General features: G+C 39.7%; 11 protein-coding genes and 1 tRNA gene. 5 read left to right on the plus strand and 7 right to left on the minus strand.

Annotated features, from left to right (window positions below):
- From EO92_RS02200 to EO92_RS02225, 5 genes are all read right to left on the minus strand, one after another.
- A partial coding sequence (locus tag EO92_RS02200; RefSeq protein ID WP_048168973.1) for a hypothetical protein occupies nucleotides 1-544 on the minus strand: 544 nt, incomplete at its 3' end.
- A 537-nt stretch (nucleotides 545-1,081) separates the two neighbouring features.
- Nucleotides 1,082-1,315 carry a hypothetical protein gene (locus EO92_RS02210; RefSeq protein ID WP_048168977.1) on the minus strand — a complete coding sequence of 78 codons (234 nt, stop codon included), beginning with the start codon at nucleotides 1,313-1,315 and terminating at the stop codon, nucleotides 1,082-1,084.
- A 19-nt stretch (nucleotides 1,316-1,334) separates the two neighbouring features.
- Complete coding sequence (locus EO92_RS02215; protein WP_048168978.1) at nucleotides 1,335-1,643, minus strand: hypothetical protein; 309 nt, start codon at nucleotides 1,641-1,643, stop codon at nucleotides 1,335-1,337.
- A gap of 815 nt (nucleotides 1,644-2,458) precedes the next feature.
- Entirely contained in the window at nucleotides 2,459-3,412 is a 954-nt protein-coding gene (locus EO92_RS02220; RefSeq protein WP_162197438.1) for a hypothetical protein, read from the minus strand.
- An 809-nt stretch (nucleotides 3,413-4,221) separates the two neighbouring features.
- The gene (locus tag EO92_RS02225) at nucleotides 4,222-4,608 is read right to left on the minus strand and encodes a hypothetical protein (RefSeq protein ID WP_156165704.1); all 387 of its coding nucleotides are present in this window, start codon (nucleotides 4,606-4,608) and stop codon (nucleotides 4,222-4,224) included.
- A gap of 1,042 nt (nucleotides 4,609-5,650) precedes the next feature.
- Between EO92_RS02225 and EO92_RS02230 the strand changes: the two genes are divergently transcribed.
- Entirely contained in the window at nucleotides 5,651-8,575 is a 2,925-nt protein-coding gene (locus tag EO92_RS02230) for a hypothetical protein (protein WP_156165705.1), read from the plus strand.
- 522 nt (nucleotides 8,576-9,097) lie between these two features.
- Here the strand turns inward: EO92_RS02230 and EO92_RS02235 are convergent.
- Together EO92_RS02235 and EO92_RS02240 are read right to left on the minus strand one after the other, a co-directional pair.
- Nucleotides 9,098-9,171 (minus strand) — tRNA-Val (locus tag EO92_RS02235).
- Nucleotides 9,172-11,372: 2,201 nt separating this feature from the next.
- The gene (locus EO92_RS02240) at nucleotides 11,373-13,235 is read right to left on the minus strand and encodes a replication factor C large subunit (protein WP_048168983.1); all 1,863 of its coding nucleotides are present in this window, start codon (nucleotides 13,233-13,235) and stop codon (nucleotides 11,373-11,375) included.
- A 360-nt stretch (nucleotides 13,236-13,595) separates the two neighbouring features.
- Between EO92_RS02240 and mtxX the strand changes: the two genes are divergently transcribed.
- From mtxX to EO92_RS02260, 4 genes are all read left to right on the plus strand, one after another.
- Nucleotides 13,596-14,453 carry a methanogenesis marker protein Mmp4/MtxX gene (mtxX, locus tag EO92_RS02245; protein WP_048163485.1) on the plus strand — a complete coding sequence of 286 codons (858 nt, stop codon included), beginning with the start codon at nucleotides 13,596-13,598 and terminating at the stop codon, nucleotides 14,451-14,453.
- Nucleotides 14,450-15,043 (plus strand): tetrahydromethanopterin S-methyltransferase subunit A, encoded by a 594-nt coding sequence (locus tag EO92_RS02250; protein WP_082107917.1) that lies wholly within the window; start codon nucleotides 14,450-14,452, stop codon nucleotides 15,041-15,043. Before mtxX ends, EO92_RS02250 begins: the two co-directional genes overlap by 4 nt.
- Nucleotides 15,044-15,280: 237 nt before the next feature.
- Nucleotides 15,281-16,213, plus strand: coding sequence for a tetrahydromethanopterin S-methyltransferase subunit H (gene mtrH, locus EO92_RS02255; RefSeq protein WP_048169032.1), 933 nt, complete (start codon nucleotides 15,281-15,283; stop codon nucleotides 16,211-16,213).
- A 591-nt stretch (nucleotides 16,214-16,804) separates the two neighbouring features.
- Nucleotides 16,805-17,092 carry a hypothetical protein gene (locus tag EO92_RS02260; protein ID WP_048134989.1) on the plus strand — a complete coding sequence of 96 codons (288 nt, stop codon included), beginning with the start codon at nucleotides 16,805-16,807 and terminating at the stop codon, nucleotides 17,090-17,092.
- Nucleotides 17,093-17,359: the final 267 nt, after the last annotated feature.

The following is a 17,359-nucleotide window of genomic DNA, read 5'->3' on the forward strand; positions in this document are numbered from 1 at the left end:
CAACCACACCGTCTTCAGCAGACATTCCTAATATTTCACCATATCTGGTCATTTTAGCGGTGTAAGTTATTGGATCTCCTTCTTTTAACTGTATTAATTTATCTTTTTGGTCAGCCCTAAATTCAACACGAACGTCCGATATCAATGTACTGGATTTGTGTACCACTTGAACTGCATATGAGCCAGAACTCTCAGTTACTGTCGATACAGTACCCGACCATGTTACATATTTATCTTTAAAATTTTCATCGAAAAAGCTCTCTTTCTGTAGTTGAGTTGAATCTGGATCGAGATAAGTAAAATCTGAGAAAGAAGTACTAACTACTTCGGGTTCGTCACTTACCGCTTCATCATCTGCCGAAACATCTTCTGTAGAAACATCTTCTGTATCGCTACTTTCATCATTTACCGAAACATCTTCTGTATCATCTTCTGTAGAAACGTCTTTTGTATCATCAGATGAACCTCCGAATACAGCTCCTAATACTATTAATAAAACAAACATTCCAAGAATGCCTTTCAATACTGTTTTTATTAAAGACAAATTATCACCAGTTAAATAAAAGAAGATCTATATTATAAGCATTGCGAATTGATAGTAATCACTATCGGTAGAATATGTAGGAGTAGTAAATATGTTTGATCGCGAAAAATTAAAATGAATGGGATATGCTGAATATATATCACCTATACAGTAAACCTATACAGTAACATGCATAGACCCGTATTAAAGATATATCATTACCTTTATGTGTAGGGCATAGAGCACCCGCACAGCCTGCCAGAGAGGGCACGTATAAGGGCACTATAAGCCCATATGAGCCATTATTAAAAAAGGGAAAGGGAACATAGGCATATCTCAGAAGACACGCTTATAAAGCCAGATAAGAGGGTACAGCCCGATATAGAAGGCGATAAACAGAGGATACCAACAAAGCCAATAAAACACGAACCAAAACGCCTTTACCAGAATTAAGAAGCCCTTGATAATCAGCCTGAGCAGAAATATCAAGAATGCAAAACTGAGGACACGCTTTATTATACTCAATGTTAGCACCTCCGGGATTTGAGAATTTCAGGATTATTGATCCTTGCAGGAATCTCCAATATTTTCCGGTTTGAGTCTTTCCATGTGGTCACAGTCAGGACAGGCAAGACCAACAACAGTAAATGTTTTCTTTTTGGTATCTGGAATTGTCTCCCTTATGTACACGTTCTTTAAAATCGCATTACAGAGAGGGCACAGCTTGCGTTTATTATAATATTCTCCCTCTGCCTTTTTCTGTCCTTGATAGTGTTTTTTAGTATCCATCATTCAATCACTCCTTAAAAAATCAATAGCAGTTGGGGAACTGCTTTTTATATTCGTTTTCGTATTCGTTTTCGAAGTCGCTTAAGTCTCTTGTGCCTGTTTTCCCATTCGGGAGAGTCACTTTAAGAGTAATCAGGTTTAGCCATTGAAATTTGTATCCTTTCGATTCATAGAAAACTATACCCTGATTAAACCAAATTTCAAAGGGCTTTGGTCTTGAATATCTTGACTTTTCGCCGCTTGTGTTTCTTATTCCCCATGCATGATGCTGTACACCTGCGATTCTACCTAATTCTTGAGCCGTCGCAGTCTTTATATTTTTGTAAACCATGTTTGTTATGCTCCATGTTTGTTGTGCAAGTAGTATTATGTATACATACTATATAAGCTTAGTAGTTTGTATACACTATACTATAACTTCATGGAGCAACTTGGACTGTTTTCGGCATTGAGTACTGCCTGAATTTCCTTTTGACCTTGAAGATGTTCCACGGGAAGAGCACCTTATGAGAATTAACAAAAAATTGAACACTCTATGGTCACACGCTTAGTATGAAGAATTTAAGCGTTTGTGTTACTCACTTATATACTATACCTCGGTTTCCACTGGAAAGCGTGAAACCTGAAAATAGAGTATTTTTCCTATGACTTGTTAACTCGAAAAAATAAACGCAAGCAGGAAAGCCTGCCTATGTGTTTGAGTTAAGAAGCGTGTAAGAGACTATAGGAACAAATTTTAAGTATGGTTAAAAACGCTATCAATAGGCATTAAAATAAAGAGGGTTATATTTTAGCCTTCGATACCCCTAAACTTTAAAGTAAAAAAATAGTAAGAAACACATAGTCCCTAAAAGTATTGTATCCCCGAATTCCTGCCCAGGAAAAGCAACAATAGTATAAGCCTGTAGTACCAATCTTAACCTTTTGACCTTTTACAGAGCCTTAGATAAAGCCCAGTTTTCCAGGGATTTGCTGTTTCTAGGAACTCCCAGGTTTTAAGGTACTCCAGGACTTACAGGAAATGCAGTATACCAAGCTTCTCTGTAGATAGGAGGGACACATGCAGAAAAGAGAAGTCCTGCCAGCAGGGAATTTAAAAAAACATTAAAAGCATTAAAACAGTCAACAATACTCTATAATTCTTATTTAATTGAAATCATCTAATTCCAATTTAACATATTTCTTTGGAGAATCAACAGTTCCCAAAACTTCTAATATCTCCCAATTTGTAACTAACTTTTCAGATATATGAGTTGTTCTTTTATATCTGGCTTTTATTATTGCCGTACCATCATTGCTTATTATCTCCTTTTTTGTTGAAACATTCTTTAGAAACTTCTCATCTAATATTTTAACTGGAAAATCACTTGATTTGTTTTGTGATATTGAAGAGTCACCAAAACTAAAACGCCACCCTATATTTTTACCATCAAAATTAGCTTGCGTTATATAAAAAGATGAAATATCTTCACTCTCTTCAATGGTTTCATTGCTTATATAAGAAAAATAATCTCTTTCTTCTCTTAAAATTTTTTCTTGTTCTTTCCCATCCACTATAAAAGTTATATCCAATATTTTCTCATTATTAAGAGGTGAAACTGTTTTTTCTAATTCTTGCCTTGATCTTTTATCCTCATATAAATTAAGAACAAGATTATTCACTATTATTGGACTATTACAACCTTCCACATATACTTCACTAGTATCATTTCCAACTGGTTTTTTAGTAAGTATTTTCTTACCTTTTGTAAGCCTACAAAACCAAATAAGTGTATTAACTATACCATTACCAGCCGAATGAACAAACCCCACAATCCCAACAACACTAGCAATAACTCCAATTTCGTAACCTGAATTAAAAACGGTTTGAATAATGTTTGTGCTGTAAAAAGATGCAATATCTACAATAAAAGATCCAGGTTTAAAAGAGCCACGCACTTTTATAGATAATTTAGAACCAACATCAAGAACAGAATTTGCCTCTTCTAATAAATTAGATATTCCTAATAAAGAGGTTGCAAGTTCATTAGCATCGATTTCATGTAATTCTATATCATTGCCATTATTTTTAATTTCATATTTAACTGTAAATTCAACCAATCGTGATCTTTTTAAGTTTGAGTCATCGACTGTATCTACTTTTTTTAACTTGCACTTCCTCATTACTATTTTCAATTTATCGCAATCTATATTAAACTTCGGATTTTATTCAAAATACTATTCGATCGTCTCAAAAAAACAGTAACTCAAAGAACACCACGCCGTTACAAGATATGTCCTGAATGTATACGATATCTATAAGCTACACACAGCGTTACATAATCATTTTCCAGAACACTGTAAGGAACAAATTCACGTATAGGCCTTTTAACATCTTTCACCGGATGATCTTTTAACCAAGACCTAACCATCTTAGTCTATATTTCCGTTTGCCTCTGATGATCATCCTGATCAGTTTCTTTATTTCGCAAATAATAATAATGCGTAATAGTTTTGACTTTACTTATCCGGCTGAATTGGTCAATAACAGGTATGTAACCTACATTCGGCAGTAAGCACATCTCAACATTTAAACATTTTCGAGTGTTGTTTTTTGTAGGTTAATTTAAAAATCAGTGTCATGTGAACTATATATGTAATCAAATTTTCCAATTATCTAATTTAGTATAAATATATATTAATGATATCATGGTTAACATTTAGCAAAATTTGATTTAAATTGAATTTCAAAAGTTCTGAAAAAAACGATATCAATAAAAATATAGAATGGATTTTTATGTCGACCTGCCGAAAGCAGGATGTAAAATAGTATTGTATAAAAATAGTAAATAAGTTTCCTTTATTCAGACTTCAGATTGCAGAAATTGTCTGGAAAAGAGAGAAGTACGGAAAAAAGAAAAAAAAGAAAATTAGTATAATTCTTGCTTTGCTTCTTCCATCTGAGCAAGTTCTTTATCAATTTTATTGATGGTTGTTTGGTTTGTTAGATTACCACTTTCCGTAATAGAAACGACGTCCTTGGCTTCCCTTAAAAAGTTTCTATATCTTTTATGGATTTCAAAATCGTCTCCCTTATATGAAATGCTGTATGCTGAAGACCGTACTATCTCGCTTTCAATGCTTATACTAACTCCTTCAGTTCCTATTTGACCTGATAATGCATTATACACTGAGTTTTCTACCCGCTGGGCCCTTTCCTGTACATCTTGCGTAATGTTCTCAGGTTGTGGGCCAAATACATCGTGTTGAGAAATCATTAACACATCTACCGCCGCACCTCCTCCTCCTACTCCCATCGCATAGATAGTCCCGCCTAAGGCTAGAGTGCAAATTATCATACCGATAACAATTATGCCAGTTTTAATAATAATCTCTCCGTTAATTTTAAGACCATTCTAAATTCAAACAAATATTCCCGATAATAACAAGATTTTACTACCTTCCTTAAATAAACCTTTTTAAAACGTTTAAGAGGCTGAGAAATGGATTAAATTATATCAAACACTGATCCAGTGATTATTCTAGGAGAAACGAATCTAGGAGAAGTGCTTAACAAAATTCTTATAAGCTTCCTAAAAGAATCCTAAAGGCTTCGTTTAAACTGGGACAGTGTATATATGTCTCTAAACCCTGCCCAACTGACAGCCAAGCAGGATTTTAAGACCTTATCTGATAAGTAAATAGCAAATATAGAAGCAGTATCAATATATTTAAATTATCTCTTTTATAATGTCACGGCATGCATATTAATATAATTTAATAATTCTTTTCTAACTGTTTAAAAGAATGTAAAAGAAACTTTATATTTTGATAACTATTTCTAACATTGCTATACATGCACAGAGTATTAAATTCTTTCAAAAGAGCATATACTTTTTATGCCCTGAATGTTTAATTAGTTTGATGACTGAAGACAGAACTCCAGTAATGAAAAAATGTTTACACTGTAATTACTCCTGGCCGCAGAGGTTCGCAAACAGAACGCCGAAGACCTGCCCGAACTGCCATAATTACAATTATGACCAGCCCCGGAAGAAAGCACCACATATAAGACCAAACAGAAGAATTAAAAGAAGTCAAGAAGTAACGATTATTACTAAAAGTAATATTTTATAACGAAGATATAACTGAGAGTAACAAAAGAAAAAGAAAAGAAAACAAAGGCAGAAGACAGTTTTATAGTTTGGCGACCCTAAAACTGCTTCCTGCTGACTGACTCAATAGTAAGAGTAAGTTAAAAACCATCTCACAATGGAATATTTATTACTCTATTCTATATAGTCTTTTCGCTGTTGGTGGAGAGCCTTCTGTCTTTGTTTTCGGGAAAAAAAGATAAGAATGAAGAGATTAAGTGAAAGAAAACCAACACAGAAACCTATAGAAGGCTGTCCCCGGAAGAGTCAGGACAGGAGAACGGTTTCAGCTTGGGAAATATACGAGATGTTCCAACAGGGACACATAGAGGTATATAAAACTACAAGGGCAGGCGCGACCACTTCCTTAAATGCAGAGTCAGGAAACAGGAAAGAACGGTTTACTTGTATAGTACCTACTAACAAAATTGCAGATGAGACGATTGTAAGGGACTCTATAAACTTCTGTGAGAAGCCGGGACTCGATGTTATACACGTAAAATCTAACATGAACTGTATTAAGAATCAGGAACTATGCGAGGAATACCCCGACCTTAAGGAACTTCAATACCTGCCACTTGCTGACAAGTGCGAGGACTGCGAACATTACGACACCTGCCCGATTACAGCCCCACTAAGAAGACCTAACGCGGACGGTTTTGTATTGACTTATGCGAAGGTCGCCGCCTTACAGCTTGCAGTTATGTTCAGGGAAGGGACAACGGCAGAGAAGATATTAAACAGTATCGCGGGAAGCCGGAATATTATTCTCGATGAAGTCCACGAACTCCAATACGGAAGACAACAGGAATACATAGTCTATGATAGTAAAAACGGATACAGGACAGACTTTAATAAATATAGCTCTGCCTGTCAGGACTTCGAATATATCAAGAACGTTATAGAGCAAATGAAAGCAATAGCAGAGGACGACACTTTTAAGATAAAAGTTCATGAAGTCCTCGGAGGCGCGGAGAGTCCGAAATACTGGAATCACCGCCTTAGCCTTGATTATCAGAATCCAGCTTTCACAGGACAGGAGAGAGACGCAAGAGGAAAGGAAACAGCAGGCTTTATTAAAGAACTGATCGAGCTTACGAAGCACAGAGAGGACTATAATCTAAGTATGGAGGAAGTTAAAGCCCTTCTCCAATTTAACGCAATCGGGAAAAGCTTTAAGCTGTCTATCAATGCTATCAAGGATAGAGGGATTATTCAGATAAAAGTATCCGCTCTCGATTTCTTGTATGTGGACACTATAAGAAAATTTACTATGAGCATGCAGGGAGAAGGCAGGCGAATAATATTAACTACTGCCACTTTTTGCAGTAAGGACTATTCAGACTTTTTTATGGGGAAGGTTTCACCCCTTAAAACAACATTCGGGCAACATGGCGACCCCACAAACAACAACGAGAAAATGTTAATTCTTGCAGATAACAAGAAATACAACGCCATAGGCGACAGGTCACGCTATAAGATGCGCCCGGAGATTATCAGCCGATGTATTGATATTCTGGAATCCTACGAGGAAGAGGAAGTACTTATAATTGCACTTAGCAAGGAGGAAGCCCGGAGTATAGAGAGGGGACTTAAGCAGGCAGGAAGACCACACCCTGTAATTTATTATAAAGGCTCGGAAACTATCGGCGTTACCTCGGAAGCCCGAATAATGATTGCTATAGGAATAGCAAACAAACCCTTAAACGCCTTCGACTCAATCACCGAAACAGTAGAAGAGTCTAAAAAACTTTTATACGAGTCGGTACACTGCGACACATGGCAGGCTTGGAGCAGAGTGAAAGACCCAAACGGAAAGAACCCCTCTGTAGTATTCGCCCTTGGATGCTGTATAGACGATGTAAGAGCCTGTGTTAAGTGGGGATTTAACAGGCAGATAACCGGGATAGAGGAACACCGGAACGGATGCAGGAACAAATTAACCATAGAATATGAAGGTTCAGGAATTACTCAACCAAAAACAATTCACTGCAAAAACTTTGAAGAGATGCTTACACATGCTGGAAATCATAGAAAACTGTCTAAAAAAGTCTTTCTAAATTCAAAGAACCGTCTATGTAATATTATAGACGGTTTTTCCGATTTGGAGAGCAAAGTTTACACAGTTAACGAGGAATTCCTTAAATTAATCATTAACAGGGAAGATCTTTATAAACTTTATAACCCTGTAACAACTCGATATTTTGATGTAAAAAAGAGCATTTCCAGCAAAGACATTAAAGACCACCTTTCCGGGAAAATGACTATAGGAGGCTACCAGATCGACAACAAGACCAATCTTGTAAAATGGTTATGTTTCGATGTGGATGCACACCCTAAGCCGGAAGCAACAAAGGAAGAGATAAAAGCCTGTATAGAGGAAGCAGAGAAGCAGAAAGGACAGCTTGAGGAATTCCTGAATAAGTTGAACATTCCTTTTGTTCTGGAACTTTCAGGAAGGGAACACTCTTACCACTTCTGGATATTCCTTAAGCCGGTTGATGCGTCTGCCGCTTATGCTTTTGGCAGGGACATTATAAGGGAATTGGGATATAAACCGAACACAGATATAGAGGTATTCCCGAAGCAGGAGCACATAAACCCGGACGAGTTCGGGAACTTTGTTAAGCTTCCCCTCGGAATCAAAAGCGGGCAGAAATCAAAGATAATGCAGGAAGGAAAGTTTCTTCGGAAGATTTCAAACCTTGAGATAAAATTCATTGATATTTCAGGTTACAAGGCTTATGTAGACGAAGCAAAGAAAGCCCGGAAGAAAGCCGCCAGAACCACAGAGAATCCCTCAGTAAGCACCGTAAGCATAGGAGAGTACAAGGTTAAGCCCTGCGTTTTAACAGCTTCTAAGATGCTGTTACACGGTAAGGGAGATGCAGGAAACTTCACCCGCTTATTCATAGCAAGGGAGCTAATAAGCGCAGGGATGCAACCCGGAGATATCTGCAAGTTCTTTGAAACTCAGCCGGACTATAACAAAGAAAAAACCCTGTACCACATCGGGCAGATAATGAAAAAGGATTATCCCCCTATACCCTGCCACACTGTTTATGAGAAGGTTAACAACTTTATAGGCTGTGAGGACTGCCCGAACTTCTGGAAGTGTGGAGTTTATTGACTCCCTCTTCCCGGCACTTATCCGACACTTTCCAGCCCTTACCCTGTAGGTTGTGCGTTGGAGTGACCGCAGGGAACGGGTGTCTGACCATACAGATTGATACCTAACTATCAATAGGCTTGGTTGTTAAAAATTAGTTTTTCACCTCCAAATTCTAATCATATATCAAAAAATGCAAAGTTACATAAATATTTAGTAACCTTTTGTTTGATATTATAGAGGTGGAAGAATGAAGCTTTTAGGTAAGTCCAAAGTTATGAAACATAGGGTTAAACCAGAGATTACATATCCTTTAGTAAGGCTCCCACAATCTGAAATAAACCTTGCCGGAGAAACAGCTTATGTTTTCAAAACGGAATTAAACGGTAAGCCTGTTTATGTGATTTCTTTGGATGAAGAGCTGAACTGTGAACTTAAAGTTACACAATCAGAAGTGAAATCTGACCTTGAAGCAAGAATAGAAGCTTTAGAAAAGGAGGTCTATAAAACCTCTAAATCAGAAAAGAAGGAAGAAACAGAGAGTGGGCCCGCTGAGATTCGAACTCAGGATCCCCGCCGTGTAAAGGCGATGTCATGACCGACTAGACCACGAGCCCAGTTTGCTATAAGTCGCATTTCTTAGATGCTTGCTTTACAAGCAATTGCTTGAAATGCAGAGTCAACAAGTCACTAGTAATATATATGTCTTTTGTTCGGAAAAGGGATTGTAAGTTTATTTAAACTGATGGTATTTATATACACATATAATTTCACGATCTCTAAGGCAGGATGCCCGTTACTTCAGTGAGGAAGGAATACAATCAACTTTCTGGCATTCCTTCCACTTTATTGGATTTCTCCACTCTGCTTTGGAAACGAATTTCCTTAGCAGGTAACACGGTTCTGGAAAACCGCCTCCTCTTGCCAATGTTGGAAATGCTTATCGTATGTAACACACCGCCCCCTACCTCTCAGGACTTTTGATGCTACATGATAGGGAAGTGGACTGAAGAAGCATCCAAACGTATCATGACATATCCGACGGAGTCAATTAGACTTTGACTGATTAATCAAGGCTTGCCGAAACAAGCCTCCCACTTTAGTTGGGGTTATTGACCTACATCTTTCGGATAGATAACTGGAAACAACTGAAAACAACTGGAAACAACTGAAAACAACTGGAAACAACTGAAAAGGAAATATAAAATTACTGCTTTGAAAGTATGAAAATCCCCGCCTTTTGCAGGTATTCTTTCGGTATTTTTTGTATCAGAATTCATACAAGCAAAATATATTTATACGAGATTAACATGGTGTAATATGTGAGCGGGTCTCTCTTTTGTAAGATAACCCCAACCCCCCAACACCCCAATTCATACTCCCCAACCCGCTCATAAGAATTCTATTGCTACCTTTTTACGTGATCTTATAATATAATGCTGTCATCAGGATACTGTCAATAAGATACTATTATCAGGATACTATTGATAGGCTTGTAAAAAATGACTCTAGAAGTCAAGCTAGTTTTGCAGGGTTATTCAGGCGTATTTCAGGATAATACCAGGTAATACTCTATTTTAAACTCTATTAATAATGGAAATGCTGTCACGGAAATAAGATAATAATGGAAATGCTGTCACGGAAATAAGATAATAATGCACATATTTTTGTCCTGAAATTGAATAATCAAACAGCCCTCTTCAGTGAGGAGAGCCGCCACCAGACTATCAAGTAAGTGCTATTCCTTCTTATCCGTGCTTCTTCCAGTGTTATTAAAAACCCTGAGATCCATTATCTGACTGCACAGGTTCCAGAAAAACATTATTGTGAAGAACTGTTTGAGAAAATAAGAACTATAAAATTGTAATTATAAATTATAATGCATATTATAGAAAGCTATTTATAGGATGTAATATTACTCATGCTAAGTGAGCGGGCCTCTTTTCCATAGTATAACCCCAAACCCATATCCCCCAACTATTCCCCCAACTATTCCCCCAACTCCCCAAGCCCGCTCACAAACTTTTCTCACGGCTTTTTTTTCTCAACTTTATTTAAAAATAATATTATAATCTTAACATTTCTTAACTTTTTTCAGACTTGTCTCAACTTTACCATATGTTACCTCAATTAGACCTGCAGAATTTCAACTTATCTCAATTTATCTCAATTTATCTCAATTTATCTCAACTTCTCTCAATTTATCGCAATTTATCTCAACTTATCTTAACTAATCTTAACTGTTATCATACGGATTACAGGTTTAATTCCTGGGAACCTTTTGAAATAACTGTAACTCGAAATAATAAAACAAAAAGAGTTTTACATGTAAAGAAACATTAAATCAGGTAGGTAAGAGAATATACTAAATATATTAAATAAGTATTTATAACTAAAGTTGTATACTTGCATTTGTGAGCGGATTCCAATCCAAACTTCCCAAACACACCAACAACTTCTTCTTTAATTCAAAGTCAACCCAGTTGGTTCCGCTCACATAAAACCTCAGTTCCTCTTTTGCAGCAGCGAGGATTGTGTATTTGTTTAGTCGGATTGTTTATTTGTGTATGGTTGCTTATTTGTGTATGGTTGCTTATTTGTGTATAATAGTTTCAAATACACATGCTGTCAAACCCACAAAAAACATATATCGTCATCTTTTGAAACTGAACGAGGTAAAGTACGAAAATGCGGCATACATAAACCGACTGTCAGAAAACCTGAAGATTTAGAAAAAGTTTAAGGAAAATAAAGAAGAATTTTTCTGGATTGGGGAATCCAGAATGGAAAAAAATGAACGATTTGCGCTCTAAAAAATTTAAAAGTCGAAAAGTGTTTTCTGGGTTTTAGGCTCAGCTTTTTTCAAAACTTCTCCTGTATTATCCTGAGTGCCTGCGGAGGGCGAAGCTTCGTCAGATATACTTTGTTTTGACAGGTCGCTGTTAGTCGGAACTTTCTTTTTTGAAGGTATAGGAGAAGCTTTCTTCTCTACAGATTCAGAAAGGGATTTATTTTCAGGCAAGGGGACGGAAAAAGAAAATAAATTATTATCTACAGGTTCCGGCCCACCAGGCAGTATCTTTCCTGAAGTCTCTTTTTTTTCGGGAATCTCCGGCGGTGTGTCAAATCCCATGATAAGGGTTTTCTGCTTGTCTTCCGAAGGATGAGAATCAGAAGCTTCAGATTTGCAGGCGGGAACCTCCTTTTGAGTCTCCTTTTGAGCCTCCTTTTGAGCCTCCTTTTGAGCCTCCTTTTGAGCCTCCTTTTGAGTCTCCTTTTGAGTCTCCTTTTCGTCCTCCGAAATTATAACAGGGCAGCTGAGGGTTCTCTGCTTATTGTCTACTGTAGGAGCAGGAGCCTTAAAAAATTCCGGTTCTTCGGTTTTATCTTTTCTTTCATCAAGAAGTTTCTGCGCGTCGTCGTAAATTTTCTGCAGTTTTTTACTTGCCTTTGCGCTTCCTGAGAGGTACATCAGCTCTTCAAGCTCAAGCCCGAGATTTGCAGTAACTTCAACTGCAGATCCCTCATCCTTCAGCATTCGCGAGTAAAACCCTAGAAGGTTGTTCCTCGAATAATGCATTGATTCAAAGCTGTGCTCCCCGATTTTTGAAGCAATATTGTCCCGCATGTCCCGCTTCGACCGCGTCTGCCCGAGCCTTCTCCAGAGTGAAGGCTGCTGGTATTTGATAAAGCCGGGATACGGTCTTGTCTTTGAAAGGGCAGCCCCGCAGACCATAAGCATGCTGGCATACCTCCACATCCTGTAATTCTGGCGCTTTTTTACACGCCCCAGATAAAGGTCAGCCTTTGAAATATATTCAAAACCCGTCCTTATATCTTCGAGGTCACCGTCCTTACGGGCATACTGGATAGGCAGGTTTTCATCGATCCAGTGCACGAGATCTTCAGGGCTTTCATCAAGCCCGCGTGCAGATTCAAGAGCCCTTTTACAGTCAGTGCTTTTAAAGATCTTCTGCATCGCCTTAAAGATGTTCTCCTTGACATCCCTGCCTGCAGTACCGATATCCTCAACTTCAAGCGCTTCTTTCCCGCTCGCTGCAGCCTGGAGGTCATTCATGGCGCTCCTGAAGTCTCCACCCGCATTTTCTGCAATCTGCAGGACAGCTTCCGAGCTACAATAAATTCCCTCAGCCTCACAAACCTTCTTCAAAGCAGGGACCATTGAACGGCTCTGCACGGACCCGAACTTAATTTCCAGGCACAGGTTCCTGATTGTGGGTGTTAACCCGTAAATGTCATTTGCAATAAGCACGATCGGCTGGAGTGTGGCCTTTATGATCCCGGCAATAGCCCTCATTCCGCCCCTGTCCGAAGTCCCATGTATATTGTCCGCCTCATCAAGGATAATAAGACGCTTTCCACCAAAAAACGTATTCATTGACGCTGCAGAGCCAGCAACCTTCTCAATAACACCTGCAGTCCTCTGGTCGCTTGCATTGAGTTCAATAACCTCCCAGTCCAGATCCCTGCCAAGTGCATGAGCACTTGAAGTCTTCCCTATCCCTGCAGGTCCATAGAGAATAACTGCCCTTCTCTCAGGGATCCCGGATTGCCATTCCTCAGCCCATGCCCTGAAATCCTGCACTGCCTTCTTGTTCCCCACGACATCTCCAAGGGTCCGGGGGCGGTATTTTTCAGCCCATTCGATCGCCGACATCATCTTAAACCATACCAATAAAAAAGGAACTCATTATTAACTTTATATGTTCTAATTTTTTGGACAAGTTCCCCGCATGTACTCCTACAATTATTCCCGGCACCCCTTTTTAGAATAAAGCATAACTTATAATTCAGTCCTCCTACCTAAACAATGTTAATTGCCCATCAAGTAGTCCTCTTGAGCGCAGCGAAAAGGACCGCGTACTGTTGCGATTACATCGCAACTCCCAGGAAATCTCCGATTTCCTGTGATCCCGAGGCGCAATTCGGGTGGCGCAACTCGGGAAGGGCAAAATTAATTAATGTGTGTGTTTGTTTTTCTTTGAACTACTTCAAATCTTACATAAAAGTCTGGATGGATATGGAAAAGAACGGCATGTACGCCCTCCTTGAAGCTATCGAAGCAAGAGCCCGGACGAACAGGGCAAGGGTAGCTATGGGAATAAGGGAACCGAATCCCAAAACTCTTGAGAGTGCCTGGAAAGCCCAGGAACTGGGATATGCACAGGTTGTCCTTGTAGGGAACAAAAAAGAAATTGACGAGATCGGGACTGAACTTGAGGTTGTGGATACCGACGACCCCGAAAAAGTCCTTTCGGAACTCCTGGTTTCAAGAAAGGTGGATGCAGCTATAAGAGGCACTGCAAAGGCATCAGGAACGATCTCAAACCTGAAAGAAGCCCTTGGCATGAAAAGGGTTTGCAGACTTGCCCTCCTTCTGACAGCGGACGGCACACCTTTCTTCCTCGCCCCTGTTGGAATCGATGAAGGAAACACGATCGCAGATAAGCTCCGTATGATTACCCTTGGTGCAGAGCATATAAGGAGGCTGGGAGTCGAGCCCGTAGTAGGAGTGCTTTCCGGAGGCAGGATGGGAGATATAGGAAGGGACAGGCGCGTGGACAGAACCCTCGCAGATGGGGAGTTTGTAACAGGAAGAGCTCTGGAACTCGGGATTAATGCCAGACACTATACAATTCTTATTGAAGACGCCATAAAGGAATCGAACTTCATTATTGCCCCTGACGGGATATCCGGCAACCTTATTTTCCGGACCATTGCCTTCCTTGGCGGAGGTGACGGACTCGGAGCTCCGGTATTAATGGACGATTATGTGTTTGTAGACACGTCAAGGGTAGGCGGGCATTTCACAAAAGCCATCATGCTTGCAAGTGCACTATCCTACCTTCACAAGGAAAGAAAAAAGGTGATTCACTGAAGACCATTGCAGAAAGCTGGCCCCCTTTAAAAGGGGACTACGTCACAGGAAAACCGGATTCCAGGATCGCAGTCGTAACCCTTGCAAGCCACTTTGATGCCTGCCCTGATGCTGCCATCTGGGGGAGTTCAAAGACCGAAAACCTGGGCGTCGAAAAAATAATTGTAAATGTAATTTCAAACTCCAATATCCGGTATGTCCTGATCTGCGGGACCGAGTCAAGGGGACATCTGGCAGGCCACTCCCTGCTTGCAATCCACGCAAATGGGATCGACGAAAAAGGCAGGATTATAGGTTCGCAGGGTGCAATTCCCTTTATAGAAAATATCTCCAGAGACGCAGTCGACCGTTTCCAGCAGCAGGTTACACTCCTGGACAGAATAGGGTTAAACGACCCTGAAGAGATCCGGAAGCTCGTTGAAGATTATAAGGACAGGGAAGAAGCATACCCTGAAGAGCCCATGGTTGTCTGTGCCCCGAAAAAGAGGCAGTCCTCTTTTGCAGTTCCCACTTCAGGGGATGTAATAATCTCAGGAGAATTCGTAATGGATTCAATGGCAGGAATTATCTGCCTGGCAGAAAGCCTTTGATCCTTCAATCCGGGGATATATTGATTTGAAAATATATTTAGAATTAGTATGTTTTATATGGATGTTTCATAATTAAGAGATTCAATTCGAATCCTGAAACCATAAGAAGTAAGTGAATTAATCATAAGAAATAAGTGAATTAATCATAAGAAGTAAGTGAATTAATCATAAGAAGTAAGTGAATTGATCATAAGAAGTAAGTGAATTTTGAAAAGTGTGGATTTTGAGGGCGTAAAGATGTTTAAGTTCCAGAAAGAACAGGAAATTGTTAACATTGCGGGGGTAAAGGTAGGCGGACAGCCTGGAGAACTACCTACCGTACTTGCAGGGACTATTTTTTATAATAAACACGAAATCGTAGAAGACGCGGCAAAAGGACTTTTTGATAGGGCCGCTGCCGAAAAACTCGTAAACCTGCAGGAGTCGAGTTCGGATACTACCGGAAATCCCCATATAGTCCATATCTTTGGCACTACCAACGAAAGCATCATGCACTATATTGATTTTATTGCAGAGATCTCGGATTCTCCTTTTCTCATCGATTCCCCCGAAGGGACCGTGCGTGCACATGCAGCACAGTATGTGAGTGAAATAGGGCTTGCAGATAGAGCAGTCTATAACTCCATAAACATGAGCATAAATGCTTCTGAAATAGAAGCTCTTGCGCAGTCCGATATTGACAGTTCTATTATCCTGGGTTTTAATGCAATGGACTCCTCCCTCCAGGGCAGGATGGAAATGCTCGAAACAGGTGCAGGCCTGTTAGAAGAGGGCCTTCTCTCAATTGCAGACAGGTGTGGAATAGTTAACAAGCTTATCGACCCGAGCATCACCCCTATGGGAAACGGGGCCGGAATAGCTCTCCGAATGACCATTACCGCAAAAGCAAAATGGGGGCATCCTACAGGCTCTGGAATTCATAACGCTCCCTCAGCCTGGAACTGGCTGACCCGGCAGAAAGAAAAAGACCCGGTCCTGTATAAAATCTGCGATATAGGCTCAACCTGCCTGCAACAGGCGGCAGGCGGGGATTTTATTCTCTACGGCCCCATAGAATATGCCCCATACGTTTTTCCCATGGCTGCCATGAGCGACATAATGATTGCAGAGTCAGTAGCTGACCTTGATATCGAACCTGCAGCCAGGCACCCGATTAACCTGCTGGTCTGATTTCTTCAAAACTGCAGGTTTCGCCTTTTACTATTTAAGAAACCACCAGTTTAAGCGAAATTATGGCAGCCTTCGGGTTGCCTTTTAAAAATTTGATTCGTAGAGCTTCTTGCTTCCAGCCCTATTTTAACCCTTATTTCACTTCAACCCTTATTATCAGAGTCCTGTTTTCAGTCATTTTCAGACCCACATTTTCAGACTCCTGTTTTCAGACCCCCATTTTCGGGTTTCATTTTCGGGTTTCATTTTCGGGTTTCATTTTCGGGTTTCATTTCCAGCTTTTATCCAGAAGATTTCCATTCAAAGTTAACATCTATGGCTTTAGTAGACTTTAACTTGCAATTAACATCCATGTCATTAATAATTTATTAACAGGTGAAAACGGCATCCACTTTTAAGCAACAAAACACTTTTCAGAAACTCTGCTTCCAAAAGTATTTACTCGGCAGAATTTAATCCATAATATAAATTTCCTTGAAATGGGGTTATTTTAAAAAATTTAAAAGATAGGGGAGTGAGATACTGGCTATAATCAAAAATAAAACAAGACATACCGTCCGTTTTGTAGCTTACAGGGCTGACGGAGCCCAGATGCACCAGAAAGCTACCAAAATTCCACCTGACCAGAGCCGCTATGTAAGTAAGGATTATGCAGGGGACATTGACTGGTTCATCATCACAGCATTTCTGCCGGAGAGCGAGATCTATGACCATGTAGATGTAGACATCCTGCCGGCTGTAAGGGACGGGGATGACGCCCTTTCTTTTGCTAAAGTGGGGGTTGAAGAGAAGTTTGTGTTCGTGGAAGATACCGAAAAAAAAGAGTTTCGTTTTTACCTTGATGAGGATGAACCTGAAGGAGAAATCCACGGCTGGTAAGCGTAAGCTAATATGAGTAAGCTTGTAAGCCGGAAAAACGTCAAGATTTCAGGCTACTCCTTTCGAAAATCTATTTTTTTGACTTATTTACTTTTGATTGATTTACTTTTGATTTATTTACTTTTGATTGATTTACTTTTGATTGATTTACTTAAATAACCCGGTGTCCCCTGAACCTGGTGCAGAACCTTCCCTCCCACCTGCACACCTGACACAGACACCTTTTCTACGGTCCATACACTGGTCGCATACAAGTTTTCCGCATAA

The sequence above is a fragment of the Methanosarcina sp. 2.H.A.1B.4 genome, from assembly GCF_000979385.1.
Lineage (GTDB): Archaea > Halobacteriota > Methanosarcinia > Methanosarcinales > Methanosarcinaceae > Methanosarcina.

What these genes read in the sequence shown, in the direction of transcription:
- mtxX (WP_048163485.1), top strand. Translation starts at nt 13,596, where the DNA reads ATGGAAAAGAACGGCATGTACGCCCTCCTTGAAGCTATCGAAGCAAGA.
- mtrH (WP_048169032.1), top strand. Translation starts at nt 15,281, where the DNA reads ATGTTTAAGTTCCAGAAAGAACAGGAAATTGTTAACATTGCGGGGGTA.
- EO92_RS02225 (WP_156165704.1), bottom strand. Translation starts at nt 4,608, where the DNA reads ATGGGAGTAGGAGGAGGAGGTGCGGCGGTAGATGTGTTAATGATTTCT.
- EO92_RS02210 (WP_048168977.1), bottom strand. Translation starts at nt 1,315, where the DNA reads ATGATGGATACTAAAAAACACTATCAAGGACAGAAAAAGGCAGAGGGA.
- EO92_RS02230 (WP_156165705.1), top strand. Translation starts at nt 5,651, where the DNA reads ATGAAGAGATTAAGTGAAAGAAAACCAACACAGAAACCTATAGAAGGC.
- EO92_RS02260 (WP_048134989.1), top strand. Translation starts at nt 16,805, where the DNA reads ATGCACCAGAAAGCTACCAAAATTCCACCTGACCAGAGCCGCTATGTA.
- EO92_RS02215 (WP_048168978.1), bottom strand. Translation starts at nt 1,643, where the DNA reads ATGGTTTACAAAAATATAAAGACTGCGACGGCTCAAGAATTAGGTAGA.
- EO92_RS02240 (WP_048168983.1), bottom strand. Translation starts at nt 13,235, where the DNA reads ATGATGTCGGCGATCGAATGGGCTGAAAAATACCGCCCCCGGACCCTT.